Annotated in this window: 12 protein-coding genes; 8 read left to right on the top strand and 4 right to left on the bottom strand. The window is 73.3% G+C overall.

What is annotated here, in order from left to right; all coding sequences use genetic code 11:
- Window positions 1-4: 4 nt before the first annotated feature.
- The 3 genes from QF032_RS24740 (at window position 5) to QF032_RS24730 (ending at window position 1,174) form a co-directional block, all read left to right on the top strand.
- Window positions 5-217, top strand: coding sequence for an acyl-CoA carboxylase epsilon subunit (locus QF032_RS24740; protein WP_057584513.1), 213 nt, complete (start codon window positions 5-7; stop codon window positions 215-217).
- A gap of 189 nt (window positions 218-406) precedes the next feature.
- Window positions 407-535 carry a morphogenic membrane protein MmpB gene (gene mmpB / locus QF032_RS24735; RefSeq protein WP_107105390.1) on the top strand — a complete coding sequence of 43 codons (129 nt, stop codon included), beginning with the start codon at window positions 407-409 and terminating at the stop codon, window positions 533-535.
- Between the two features lie 24 nt (window positions 536-559).
- A complete protein-coding gene (locus QF032_RS24730) occupies window positions 560-1,174 on the top strand; it encodes a Maf family protein (RefSeq protein ID WP_057584514.1) in 615 nt (204 codons plus the stop codon).
- On the opposite strand, the gene QF032_RS24725 is transcribed toward QF032_RS24730, so the two are convergent.
- Window positions 1,143-1,652 carry a hypothetical protein gene (locus tag QF032_RS24725; protein WP_306949607.1) on the bottom strand — a complete coding sequence of 170 codons (510 nt, stop codon included), beginning with the start codon at window positions 1,650-1,652 and terminating at the stop codon, window positions 1,143-1,145. The genes QF032_RS24730 and QF032_RS24725 overlap by 32 nt on opposite strands.
- A gap of 374 nt (window positions 1,653-2,026) precedes the next feature.
- Here QF032_RS24725 and QF032_RS24720 point away from each other — a divergent pair, with 374 nt between their 5' ends.
- Entirely contained in the window at window positions 2,027-3,799 is a 1,773-nt protein-coding gene (locus QF032_RS24720) for an acetyl/propionyl/methylcrotonyl-CoA carboxylase subunit alpha (protein ID WP_307045456.1), read from the top strand.
- Window positions 3,800-4,052: 253 nt separating this feature from the next.
- Here the strand turns inward: QF032_RS24720 and QF032_RS24715 are convergent, their stop codons facing one another.
- Together QF032_RS24715 and QF032_RS24710 are read right to left on the bottom strand one after the other, a co-directional pair.
- Complete coding sequence (locus QF032_RS24715) at window positions 4,053-5,018, bottom strand: DeoR/GlpR family DNA-binding transcription regulator (protein WP_306949608.1); 966 nt, start codon at window positions 5,016-5,018, stop codon at window positions 4,053-4,055.
- A gap of 211 nt (window positions 5,019-5,229) precedes the next feature.
- The gene (locus tag QF032_RS24710) at window positions 5,230-6,678 is read right to left on the bottom strand and encodes an NAD(P)H-quinone dehydrogenase (protein WP_307045452.1); all 1,449 of its coding nucleotides are present in this window, start codon (window positions 6,676-6,678) and stop codon (window positions 5,230-5,232) included.
- A gap of 99 nt (window positions 6,679-6,777) precedes the next feature.
- Between QF032_RS24710 and QF032_RS24705 the strand changes: the two genes are divergently transcribed.
- The 4 genes from QF032_RS24705 (at window position 6,778) to QF032_RS24690 (ending at window position 10,268) form a co-directional block, all read left to right on the top strand.
- Window positions 6,778-7,215: a gamma-glutamylcyclotransferase gene (locus tag QF032_RS24705; protein ID WP_306949610.1), complete on the top strand. Its 438-nt coding sequence runs from the start codon at window positions 6,778-6,780 to the stop codon at window positions 7,213-7,215.
- Window positions 7,216-7,267: 52 nt separating this feature from the next.
- Window positions 7,268-7,549, top strand: coding sequence for a type II toxin-antitoxin system RelE family toxin (locus tag QF032_RS24700; RefSeq protein WP_307045450.1), 282 nt, complete (start codon window positions 7,268-7,270; stop codon window positions 7,547-7,549).
- 104 nt (window positions 7,550-7,653) lie between these two features.
- The gene (locus QF032_RS24695; protein ID WP_306949612.1) at window positions 7,654-8,478 is read left to right on the top strand and encodes a purine-nucleoside phosphorylase; all 825 of its coding nucleotides are present in this window, start codon (window positions 7,654-7,656) and stop codon (window positions 8,476-8,478) included.
- A 158-nt stretch (window positions 8,479-8,636) separates the two neighbouring features.
- On the top strand, window positions 8,637-10,268 hold the full coding sequence (locus QF032_RS24690) for a phospho-sugar mutase (RefSeq protein ID WP_307057517.1): 1,632 nt from the start codon (window positions 8,637-8,639) through the stop codon (window positions 10,266-10,268).
- Between the two features lie 113 nt (window positions 10,269-10,381).
- Here the strand turns inward: QF032_RS24690 and QF032_RS24685 are convergent, their stop codons facing one another.
- A complete protein-coding gene (locus tag QF032_RS24685) occupies window positions 10,382-12,106 on the bottom strand; it encodes a hypothetical protein (protein ID WP_307057516.1) in 1,725 nt (574 codons plus the stop codon).
- Window positions 12,107-12,255 lie beyond the last annotated feature (149 nt).

Genomic DNA, 12,255 nt, shown 5'->3' with positions numbered 1-12,255 from the left:
CGCTGTGACGATCAAGGTCGTACGGGGCAACCCGACCCCGGAGGAGCTCGCCGCCGCCCTGGCGGTGGTCCGGGCCCGCGCCGCGGCGGTGGCGGCGACGCCGCCGTCCGGCGCGGAGACCCCGAGGGACGCGTGGTCCGACCCCGCCCGCATCGCGGGCCGGCGCGTACCCCAGCCCGGCCGGGCGTCCTGGACCCGCACCTACTGGCCGAGCTGAGCGCAGCGCGCCTGCGCCTGTCGCTCTCGGGGCGGGCCGTGCCCGCACGCGGCTCCGCCGCGCGGGGGCGGTCGTCCCCCGTCGGCCCGCGGTCGGACGACGACCGGACATCCGGTGAACGACCGCGGGCCCACGACTTGAGTACGGGTACTCAGGCGCCGTCAAGCCGCCGGGCCGCACGCTGGTGGCATGCTGTGGTCCGACCCCGAGAACGAGCCCCCCGAGGAACTCCGCGACATGCAGGAGACCCTGCGCAGACTGGGCCTCTTCCTCGCGCTGGCCATGGTGCTGGCGATGATCGTGCTCGGCGTCAGATGAGAGCACCGGCGATACGCTGACCGCATGACCGCTGCGCGCCGCCTCGTCCTCGCCTCCCAGTCCCCCGCCCGGCTGAACCTGCTGCGGCAGGCCGGCCTCACCCCCGAGGTGATCGTGAGCGGGGTGGACGAGGACGCCGTCACCGCCCCCACCCCCGCCGAACTGGCGCTCGCCCTCGCCGAGGCGAAGGCCTCCGTCGTCGCCGCGAAGCCCGCCGTCAAGGGCGCCCTGGTGATCGGCTGCGACTCGGTGCTCGACCTGGACGGCGAGGCGCTGGGCAAGCCGGCGGACGCCGAGGAGGCCACCGCGCGCTGGAAGGCGATGCGCGGCCGGGCCGGCACGCTGCAGACCGGCCACTGCGTCTACGACACCGCCAGCGGCCGCTACACCTCCGCGACCGCGTCCACCGTGGTGCGCTTCGGCGACCCGACGGACGCGGAGATCGCGGCGTACGTCGCCTCGGGCGAACCCCTCTACGTGGCCGGGGCGTTCACCCTCGACGGCCGGTCGGCGCCGTTCATCGAGGGCATCGACGGCGACCACGGCAACGTGATCGGCCTCAGCCTGCCGCTGCTGCGCCGGCTGCTGGCGCAGCTGGGCGTCGGCATCACGGAGTTGTGGGCGCCGCCGGAGGCGTGACGGGCGCCGGCGCGACCGGCGCCGCCGGGGAGCCGCCGCCGTCGCCCTTGCCCTTGGCGTCCTCGGGCGCCGGGGCGGCGGGCCGCTGCCGGGCGTCGTAGGTCATCAGCAGCAGCACGATCAGGGCGAGCACGACCACCATGAACACGAACTGCGACACGCCGAGCAGTCCCCAGGCGAACGCGCCCAGCAGTCCGTGCACGACGGCGGCGCTGATCAGCAGGACCCGCCCGAACCCGGCGGGCGCGCGGTCGCGCAGCGCCACCAGCAGGGCCACCACGCCGCACAGGACGAAGTAGAGGCCGAAGACGATCCCGCCCACCTTGGAGGACGTCGACATGACGTCCGGGTCCAGGCCGGCCAGGGACATGTCCTGCCGGTCCACCACGACGCCCATGAACCAGTTCAGCGCGGCGACGCCGAGCCCTTCCGCGAAGAGCACGACCGCCACGATCCACGCCACCGGTCTGCGAACCACCGGTCCCCACCCACTTTCGACCCCGACCCGAGCAACGGTGCTGTTACCTCAAGTACGTTCGAGACATCCTGAACGCTACTAACGGGTAAACCCTGGGACAAGGGTTCTGCGGGGGGCAAAGAATCATTGGGCCATTCGTAGGGACTCGACAAAGAAACGGAGTGGGCCGCAGCACGCTCTCACAGAGACCTTGACCACATCGGAGGGCTAGGGTTTCCCGGAGGAGTGCTGCGTACGGCGGTACTGCAAGGAATTTCGGTGTCGAGTGAGCCTCGCATCACGCTCCGTGTGGGCAAGCTCACCTGTGGGCACGGGTCGATGAGTCGTGTCGGCAGTCCCTAAACTCGGCTTGTTTCAAGGAGGGAGCCTCAATCGTGCGCAAGGTGCTCATCGCCAACCGTGGCGAAATCGCTGTCCGCGTGGCCCGGGCATGCCGGGATGCCGGTATCGCGAGCGTGGCCGTCTACGCCGACCCGGACCGGGACGCTCTGCATGTCCGCGCCGCGGATGAGGCGTTCGCCCTGGGCGGTGACACTCCCGGGACCAGCTATCTCGACATCGAGAAGGTGCTGAACGCGGCCCGGGAGTCGGGCGCGGACGCCGTCCATCCGGGTTACGGATTCCTCTCGGAGAACGCCGAGTTCGCCCAGGCGGTCCTGGACGCGGGGCTTATCTGGATCGGCCCGCCGCCACAGGCCATCCGCGACCTCGGCGACAAGGTCGCCGCCCGGCACATCGCCCAACGCGCCGGCGCGCCTCTCGTGGCCGGCACGCCCGACCCGGTCTCCGGCGCCGACGAGGTCGTCGCCTTCGCCGAGGAGCACGGCCTGCCCATCGCGATCAAGGCCGCGTTCGGCGGCGGCGGCCGGGGTCTCAAGGTCGCCCGCACCCTCGAAGAGGTCCCCGAGCTGTACGAGTCGGCGGTCCGCGAGGCGGTCGCCGCCTTCGGCCGGGGCGAGTGCTTCGTCGAGCGCTACCTGGACAAGCCGCGGCACGTGGAGACGCAGTGTCTCGCCGACAGCCACGGCAACGTGGTTGTCGTCTCCACCCGTGACTGCTCCCTGCAGCGCCGCCACCAGAAGCTGGTCGAGGAGGCCCCGGCGCCGTTCCTCTCCGAGGCGCAGACGGCCGAGTTGTACGCCTCCTCCAAGGCCATCCTGAAGGAGGCCGGCTACGTCGGTGCCGGCACCGTGGAGTTCCTCGTCGGCGTCGACGGCACGATCTCGTTCCTGGAGGTCAACACCCGGCTCCAGGTCGAGCACCCGGTGACCGAGGAGGTCGCCGGCATCGACCTCGTCCGCGAGATGTTCCGCATCGCCGACGGCGAGGAGCTCGGTTACGGCGACCCGGAACTGCGCGGCCACTCCTTCGAGTTCCGCATCAACGGCGAGGACCCGGGCCGCAACTTCCTGCCGGCCCCCGGCACGGTCACCCTGTTCGCCCCGCCGTCGGGCCCGGGTGTCCGCCTGGACGCCGGTGTCGAGTCCGGCAGCGTGATCGGCCCGGCCTGGGACTCCCTCCTCGCCAAGCTGATCGTCACCGGCGCGACCCGCGAGCAGGCGCTGCAGCGGGCGGCCCGAGCCCTGGCCGAGTTCCAGGTCGAGGGCATGGCCACGGCGATCCCGTTCCACCGCGCGGTGGTCGCGGACCCGGCGTTCGCCCCCGAACTCACCGGCTCCGACGCCCCCTTCACGGTCCACACCCGCTGGATCGAGACCGAGTTCGTCAATGAGATCCCGGCCTTCTCCGCCGCGGCGGACACCGACGCCGAGGACGAGACGGACCGCGAGACGATCGTCGTCGAGGTCGGCGGCAAGCGCCTGGAGGTCTCCCTCCCGTCCTCGCTCGGCATGTCGCTGGCCCGCACGGGCCTCGCGGCGGGCGCCAAGCCGAAGCGCCGCGCGGCCAAGAAGTCCGGCCCCGTGGCCTCCGGCGACACCCTCGCCTCTCCGATGCAGGGCACGATCGTCAAGGTCGCGGTCGAGGAGGGCCAGGAGGTCAAGGAGGGCGACCTGGTCGTCGTCCTGGAGGCCATGAAGATGGAGCAGCCCCTGAACGCCCACCGTTCCGGCACCGTCAAGGGCCTGAGCGCGGAGGTCGGAGCGTCCATCACGTCGGGCGCGGCGATCTGCGAGATCAAGGACTGACCCCACCGTTCACCACGCCGAGGCGCCCGCTCACCCGGGCGCCTCACCGCGTTGTACCGACGGTCACCCCCGGCCTCCCGGACCCGCACAATCAGCCCGTCCGGCACGATCCGTGCCCGGGGCCCGCACACTCAGCCCCTCGGACGATCAGTCCGGGGCCCCATCCATCAGCCCGTCCGGCGTTCGAGGACGAGGCCCGTCCAGGGCCGATCGGGGGCCTGGGGGCGGAGCTCCCGGCATGCGGACCGCGAGGTCACCGCCGACGCAGGTCCGCGACGCGCGCCCGCTCCGCACCCGGCGGTTGCTCACCCAGCACGGATCCCGCGCGCAGCCCCGACGCGGCTCCGGGGACCTGGCCCCGCCGCGGCGCCGGCAGCGGTACGTCCCGGCGCTGTTGCTGATGGCGCGCCGGGACCGCGTCACCCCCCGGGCTTCCCGACGCCCCGGCCACGGCGATCTGCACCCCCTGGTCCGCCAGGGCCTGCAGTTCGGTGGCGGCACGGTCGTCGTGCGCGGGCGGCTCGTCCGTCACCAGGCGGGTGACGAGGTCCGTGGGCACGGTCTGGAACATGGTGTCCGTGCCGAGCTTGGTGTGGTCGGCGAGGACGACGACCTCGGCGGCCGCCTGGACGAGCGCCCGGTCGACCGACGCCGACAGCATGTTGGACGTGGACAGCCCGCGCTCGGCGGTCAGCCCGCTCCCGGAGAGGAAGGCGCGGGAGACCCTGAGTCCCTGGAGGGACTGTTCGGCCCCGCTGCCCACCAGGGCGTAGTTGGAACCGCGCAGGGTGCCGCCCGTCATCACCACCTCGACCCGGTTGGCGTGGGCCAGGGCCTGTGCCACCAGAAGGGAGTTGGTGACCACGGTCAGTCCGGGCACCCGGGCGAGCCGGCGGGCCAGCTCCTGTGTCGTGGTGCCCGCCCCGACCACGATGGCCTCGCCCTCTTCGACGAAGTTGGCGGCGAGGTCCGCGATGGCGGTTTTTTCGGCGGTCGCGAGATGGGATTTCTGCGGAAAGCCGGACTCCCGCGTGAACCCGCCCGGCAATACCGCACCGCCGTGCCGGCGGTCGAGGAGTCCTTCTGCCTCCAGTGCGCGCACGTCCCGCCGCACGGTCACTTCGGAGGTCTGGACGACGCGGGCGAGTTCACGGAGCGACACGGCCCCGTTCGCTCGCACCATTTCGAGGATCAATTGACGACGTTCTGCAGCGAACACGAAACTGACAGTAACGCGGGCGACCGTCTGCTTTCAGCTCTTTGCGCCGAATAGTAGAAGTTGTTCGCACAGAGGCACAGGGGGTGGTATAGGGCCCGGTTCCGGCGCCTGCGCCTCCCGCACCGGACCCGACGCGGCGCCGGCCCACCGGTCAACTTCCTTTGACCGGCGGGGAGTCCGGCGGGCGGGCGGCAGCGGGCGGAACGGGCGGTCAGCCCTCGTCCGACGTCTTCCGGGTGTGCAACTGTCGCGCCACCTCCGCGATCGACCCCGAAAGGGACGGGTACACGGTGAACGCGTTCGCGATCTGTTCGACCGTCAGGTTGTTGTCGACGGCGATCGAGATGGGGTGGATCAGTTCCGAGGCGCGCGGGGCGACGACCACGCCGCCGACGACGATCCCCGTGCCGGGCCGGCAGAAGATCTTGACGAAGCCGTCCCGGATGCCCTGCATCTTGGCGCGCGGGTTGCGCAGCAGCGGCAGCTTGACGACCCGGGCGTCGATCTTCCCGCCGTCCACGTCCGCCTGGCTGTACCCGACGGTGGCGATCTCGGGGTCGGTGAAGACGTTCGAGGAGACCGTCTTGAGGTTGAGCGGGGCCACCGCGTCGCCCAGGAAGTGGTACATGGCGATCCGGCCCTGCATGGCGGCGACGGAGGCGAGGGCGAAGATCCCGGTCACGTCGCCGGCCGCGTAGACGCCCGGGGCGGTGGTACGGCTGACCTTGTCGGTCCAGATGTGCCCGGACTCGCGGACCCTGACGCCCGCCTCCTCGAGCCCCATCCCCTCGCTGTTGGGGATGGCGCCGACCGCCATGAGGCAGTGCGAGCCGGTGATGACCCGGCCGTCGGACAGGGTGACCTCGACCCGGTCGCCGACCCGCTTGGCGGACTCGGCGCGCGAGCGGGCCATGACGTTCATGCCGCGACGGCGGAAGACGTCCTCGAGGACGGCGGCCGCGTCCGGGTCCTCGCCGGGCAGCACGCGGTCGCGGGAGGAGACCAGGGTGACCTTGGAGCCGAGGGCCTGGTAGGCGCCGGCGAACTCCGCGCCGGTGACGCCCGAGCCGACCACGATGAGCTCCTCGGGCAGCTCGGCGAGGTCGTAGACCTGGGTCCAGTTCAGGATGCGCTCGCCGTCGGGCTGCGCGTCCGGCAGCTCGCGCGGGTGGGCGCCGGTGGCGAGCAGCACGGCGTCGGCGGTGAGGGTCTCCTCGGTGCCGTCCACGGCGGCGACCACGACCTTGCGCGAGCCGTCGAGGGCCTGCATGCCCTCCAGCCGGCCGCGACCGCGCAGCACGCGCGCGCCGGCCCGGGTGACGGAGGCGGTGATGTCGTGCGACTGGGCGAGCGCGAGGCGCTTCACGCGCCGGTTCACCTTGCCGAGGTCGACCCCGACGACCCGGGCCGCCTGCTCCAGCGGCGGGGTGTCGTCGGCGACGATGATGCCGAGTTCCTCGTACGACGAGTCGAAGGTCGTCATGACCTCGGCCGTAGCGATAAGAGTCTTCGACGGCACGCAGTCGGTCAGCACCGACGCTCCGCCCAGACCGTCGCAGTCGACGACGGTCACCTCCGCGCCGAGCTGCGCGGCCACCAGGGCCGCTTCATAGCCGCCGGGTCCGCCACCGATGATCACGATCCGAGTCACGTACTCCATTCTCCCGCACGAGGCGCGGTGGTACCGCCCCGGGGCCCGTCACGGGCGCCGCCGCCCGTGACGGGAGTGCGCCCGTGGCCGCTGCCGTACTCTCCTTGCATGTCGCTCTACGCCGCGTACGCCGGCAACCTCGACGCGCGGCTGATGTCCCGCCGCACCCCGCACTCGCCGCTGCGCGCCACCGGCTGGCTGAACGGCTGGCGGCTGACGTTCGGCGGCGAGCAGCTCGGCTGGGACGGCGCGCTGGCGACGGTCGTGGAGGAGCCCGGCGCGCAGGTGTTCGTCGCGCTGTACGACATCGCCCCCATGGACGAGGAGTCGCTGGACCGCTGGGAGGGCGTGGGCCTCGGCATCTACCGGCGAGCCCGGGTGCGGGTGCAGACGCTTCAGGGCGAGGAGTCCGCCTGGATGTACGTGCTGAACGGCTACGAGGGCGGTCTGCCGTCGGCACGGTACCTGGGCGAGGTCGCGGACGCGGCGGAATCCGCGGGGGCGCCCCACGATTACGTGATGGAGCTGCGCAAGAGGCCCTGCTGAAGGCGGCCGACTCTAGACTCGGTGGGCATCGGCACACGAACGGGAGGGCGCGATGACCGGCAGGACTGCGTACACCGTCTTCTACACGGAGCAGGCGGCAGCGGCGCGCGACCGGCTCGATGAACAGCAGCGGGCCTCGTTCGAGAAGGGCATCATGATGCTCGCCGCGGACCCGTTTCCCGACCTGTCCCGACCCATAAGCTCCACCGGGGACGACCGGACGATCCGGCTGACCCAGAACATCCTCATCGAGTACACGGTCAGCGTCGGCAGGCTGTTGATCTTCATCGTCGAGGTCTTCAACGACAGGGACATCTTCGTCACGGGTGAGTGACCGCTCCGGCGGCCCGTCCTCGTCGGAAACGACAAGACAACGATCGCATTCCCGTGGGCTCTGTCATCTACGCGCGTAGGCACAAACCGGCTACGCTCTCCCGCGTGAACGCATCTCTTCTCCCGGACGACATCCAGGGCGACCCGCACGCCGCCGCCGACGCCGCCGCCGCGCGCCTGCGCGAACTGACCGGCGCCGAGACCCACGACGTCGCCCTCGTGATGGGCTCCGGCTGGGCGCCCGCCGTGGACGCCCTGGGCGCCGCCGACGCCGAGTTCCAGGTCACCGACCTTCCCGGGTTCCCGCCGCCGGCGGTGGAGGGTCACGGCGGCAAGGTCCGCTCGTACCGGATCGGCGAGAAGCGGGCGCTGGTGTTCCTCGGCCGCACCCACTACTACGAGGGCCGTGGCGTCGCCGCCGTCGCCCACGGCGTGCGCACCGCGGTGGCGTCCGGCTGCAAGACGATCGTGCTGACCAACGGCTGCGGCGGTCTGCGCGAGGGCATGCGTCCCGGTCAGCCGGTGCTGATCAGCGACCACCTCAACCTGACGGCGACCTCGCCGATCATCGGCGCCAACTTCGTCGACCTGACGGACCTCTACTCCCCGCGGCTGCGCGCCCTGTGCAAGGAGATCGACGCCACCCTCGAGGAGGGCGTCTACGCGCAGTTCCCGGGCCCGCACTACGAGACCCCGGCCGAGATCCGCATGGCGCGGACCATCGGCGCGGACCTGGTGGGCATGTCCACCGTGCTGGAGGCCATCGCGGCGCGCGAGGCGGGCGCCGAGGTGCTCGGCATCTCCCTAGTGACCAACCTCGCCGCCGGCATGACGGGCGAGCCGTTGAACCACGAGGAGGTCCTCCAGGCGGGCCGGGACAGCGCGACGCGCATGGGGTCGTTGCTGGCCCGGGTGCTCGGCCGGCTCTGAGCGCGCCGCCGGGGGCCCGCCGCCCCCGGTCCCGCCAAGGCCCCGAGCGGGCCTCGTCCTCGCACTTCCCCGGAGGGGGACCCCAGCCCTGGCCGGCCGGAATCCGGCCCGGGCTGGCAGACAAGCCGCGTCCACACGCAAACCGGAGGGTGACCCCCGTGCACGACGATCTCCTCGCCCGCGCCCAGGCCTGGCTCGCGGAGGATCCCGACCCCGAGACCCGCGCCGAGCTGGCCGAGCTCATCGAGGCCGGGGACGTCACCGAGCTCGCCGACCGCTTCGCGGGCACCCTCCAGTTCGGCACCGCCGGACTGCGCGGCGAGCTGGGCGCCGGGCCCATGCGGATGAACCGGTCCGTGGTGATCCGCGCGGCGGCCGGTCTCGCCGCCTACCTCACGAAGAACGGCCAGGCCGGCGGCACCGTCGTCATCGGCTACGACGCCCGCCACAAGTCCGCCGACTTCGCCCGCGACACCGCGGCCGTGATGACCGGCGCGGGATTCCGGGCGGCCGTGCTCCCCCGCCCGCTGCCCACGCCCGTCCTCGCCTTCGCCATAAGGCACCTGGGCGCGGTCGCCGGGGTCGAGGTCACCGCCAGCCACAACCCGCCCCGCGACAACGGCTACAAGGTGTACCTCGGCGACGGCTCGCAGATCGTGCCGCCCGCCGACACGGGCATCGCGGCGCAGATCGACGCGATCGTCTCGCTCGACGACGTCCCCCGTCCCGAGACCGGCCCGCAGACGCTGGACGACGCCGTCCTCGACGCCTATCTGGCCCGCACGGACGCCGTCCTCGCCCACGGCTCCCCGCGCACGGCCCGGACCGTCTACACGGCGATGCACGGCGTGGGCAAGGACGTCCTGCTCGCCGCCTTCGCCCGCGCGGGGATCCCGGAGCCGGTCCTCGTCGCCGAGCAGGCCGAGCCCGACCCGGACTTCCCGACCGTCGCCTTCCCCAACCCGGAAGAGCCCGGCGCGATGGACCTCGCCTTCGCCGCCGCCCGCGCGACGGCCCCCGACCTGATCATCGCCAACGACCCGGACGCCGACCGCTGCGCGGTGGCCGTCCCGCACGACGGCGACTGGCGCATGCTGCGCGGCGACGAGGTCGGCTCGCTGCTCGGCGCGCACCTCGTCCGGCGCGGCGCGCGGGGGACGTTCGCCGCGTCGATCGTCTCCTCCTCCCTCCTCGGCCGCATCGCCGAGAAGGCGGGCCTGCCCTACGAGGAGACCCTCACCGGCTTCAAGTGGATCGCCCGCGTGGACGGCCTGCGCTACGGATACGAGGAGGCCCTCGGCTACTGCGTCGACCCCGAGGGCGTCCGGGACAAGGACGGCATCACCGCCGCCCTGCTCGTCACGGAACTGGCCTCGGAACTCAAGGAGCAGGGCCGCACCCTCCTGGACCTGCTGGACGACCTCGCCGTGGAGCACGGTCTGCACGCCACCGACCAGCTCTCGGTCCGGGTGCAGGACCTTTCCGTCATCGCCCACGCGATGGACCGGCTGCGCGCGCGGCCCCCGGTCTCCCTCGCGGGCCTGGCCGTGACCGCGGCCGAGGACCTCACCCGGGGCACGGACCGGCTGCCGCCCACCGACGGCCTGCGCTACACGCTCGACGGCGCCAGGATCGTCGTCCGGCCCAGCGGCACCGAGCCGAAGCTGAAGTGCTACCTGGAGGTCGTCGTCCCGGTCGCCGCCCACGCCGACCTGCCGGCCGCCCGCACCAGGGCGACCGCACTCCTGACGGACCTCAAGCGCGACCTGTCGGCGGCAGCGGGCATCTGACGCCCGCCCGCTTCCGCCCGCCTCGCCCGCCTCGCCCGCTTCCGCCCGCCTCGCCCGCCTCGCCCGCAAGCCTGCTCGGCGGGGCCGGACGGGGGTGCGGGCGGCGGCGGTCCTCACCGCAGCACGAGCAGTACCGCTGCGACCGCCGTCGCGGCGGCCGCGCCGAGGGGCCACAGGGGCCGTCCGCGCAGGCGGCCGGTCGCCGTGGCGGTCGGCCGCAGTGCCGGGGTCCGCCACATGGCGGTGATCTCCGCGGCCGTCCGCTCGTACGGGTGCAGCACTCCGAGCCTGGCCTCCAGCCAGGACCAGCGCGGGGAGGACACCCGCCACTCCCCGAACGCCGCTCGTCGGCTGTCGATCCTCAGGCGCGCGCCGTCGGCCTTCACCATCCGGACGTCGTCCCAGAGAATGTGCCGGGGCCCCCGCAGCCCGTTGAACCACAGGCCCTCCCGGTCGGCGGTGACGCGCCAGGCGAGCTGGCGCGGCAGCACGAGGCCGGCGAGGGCCGTGAGGACGAGGGCGTAGACGTCCCCCCACCAGCCGGACCGCAGGTAGCACGCGAGGAACAGCGCCGCCAGCGCCACGGCGGTCCGGTCGGCCCACCCGGCGCTCCAGTGCCGCACCCGCTCCGGCGCCTCGTCGCCCCGGTCCTGTCCGGCGGCGGCCTCCACGGCCTCCGCGGCCCTCGCGCGCAGCCCAGCGTCCCGGGCGGCCCGGACGGACCTCCGCTTCTCGGCTCTGCTCCTGGTCCGCAACACGCCTGGGGTCATCGGCCGCACCGGCCCGAGGGACGCCTCCACCACAGGCGTCCCGGCGGCCACGGACGCGGCGGCGAGGAAGACTGCCTCGCCCCCGTCGCAGGGGATTCCGTACAGTACGGCCTCCCGCAGCGGTCCGGCGCGCTCGTCGCCGATCCGGTCGATCAGCGCGCGCAGCTCCTCGTCGTCGTCCTCGTCGCCGTCGACCTTGTGACCGTCGACCCTGTGGCCGTCGCCCTCGTCCGTGTCGCCGTCGGCCGCGCCCCGGGAGGCCTTGGACGCGTATGTGGAGACCGTGAAGAGGGGATGCAGCGCGGCGAGATCGTCGGCGGCGTAGACCTCGGTGTCGGCGTCGCTGTTGTCGCGCACGAGGACCCGCAGCACCGGGACGGGCGCGCGGCGCAGAGCGAGAGCCCGGCGGCGGCCCAGCAGCCCGGAGAGCAGCAGGGTGAGGCCGAGGCCGGCGAGACACCAGCCGGCCGCCGGGACCGCCTGACGGCCGGCTGACCGGTCCCAGAGCCCGGCGGCGGCGTACAGCGCCCCGCCCGCGACGACCGCGCCGAGCCCGCACCACAGCAGGAACGTTCCGCGTTCCGCCCGCTCGCTCCCGGCCCCGGGAGTCGGCACCGGGGCCGTCACACCTCCGGCGGCCTCCCGTCCCACCGCCCGCTGCCGCGCGCGCACTGCCAGCCGCAGGCAGACGGTGCCCCAGACGCCCGCCAGGACGGCCGCCGCGCCCAGCCGTGCGCCGAGGGCGAGGTCGCCCGCCGTCAGCACCACGCCGACGGCGACGGGCCCGAGGACCGCGGCCGCCTCGGGCCGCAGCACCGGCCACACGAGGTGCAGGGCGACCAGGGCGGCGGCCCACGCGGGCAGTGCGCCCCACGGGCTCAGCAGACCGGCGCCGAGGACGGCCAGCAGCGGCAGCACCACGAAGGCCGGCACAGGAGGCCGCACCGGCACCCAGCGCGGCGGCAGCGCGCGCGTCCAGCGCGCCGCCCGCCCACCGTCCCAGGGCGGACAGCCCTCGGGTATCGCCGCCTCCGGCAGCCGCAGCACCGTGTTGACTTCCGTACTCATCGCTCACTCCCCCGATTCACCGGATCACCGAACCCCCACCGCCCCGGACCACCCGGGATCGGACGGCCAAGGGCCGGCGGCCGTCGACATCGCAGACTCGTGCCGTGGGCCACCACCCGCCCCATCGCCGCACACCGCCACACACCGCC

It is taken from the genome of Streptomyces achromogenes, assembly GCF_030816715.1.
Taxonomy (GTDB): Bacteria; Actinomycetota; Actinomycetes; order Streptomycetales; family Streptomycetaceae; genus Streptomyces; species Streptomyces achromogenes_A.
The sequence above is the reverse complement of the archived record's forward strand: the minus strand, read 5'-3'. Positions and strand labels throughout refer to the sequence as shown.

Excerpts from the sequence above, each read along its gene's own strand:
- QF032_RS24685 (WP_307057516.1), bottom strand. The coding sequence starts at position 12,106 with ATGAGTACGGAAGTCAACACGGTGCTGCGGCTGCCGGAGGCGGCGATA.
- QF032_RS24710 (WP_307045452.1), bottom strand. The coding sequence starts at position 6,678 with ATGGAGTACGTGACTCGGATCGTGATCATCGGTGGCGGACCCGGCGGC.
- mmpB (WP_107105390.1), top strand. The coding sequence starts at position 407 with ATGCTGTGGTCCGACCCCGAGAACGAGCCCCCCGAGGAACTCCGCGAC.
- QF032_RS24705 (WP_306949610.1), top strand. The coding sequence starts at position 6,778 with ATGTCGCTCTACGCCGCGTACGCCGGCAACCTCGACGCGCGGCTGATG.
- QF032_RS24730 (WP_057584514.1), top strand. The coding sequence starts at position 560 with ATGACCGCTGCGCGCCGCCTCGTCCTCGCCTCCCAGTCCCCCGCCCGG.
- QF032_RS24700 (WP_307045450.1), top strand. The coding sequence starts at position 7,268 with ATGACCGGCAGGACTGCGTACACCGTCTTCTACACGGAGCAGGCGGCA.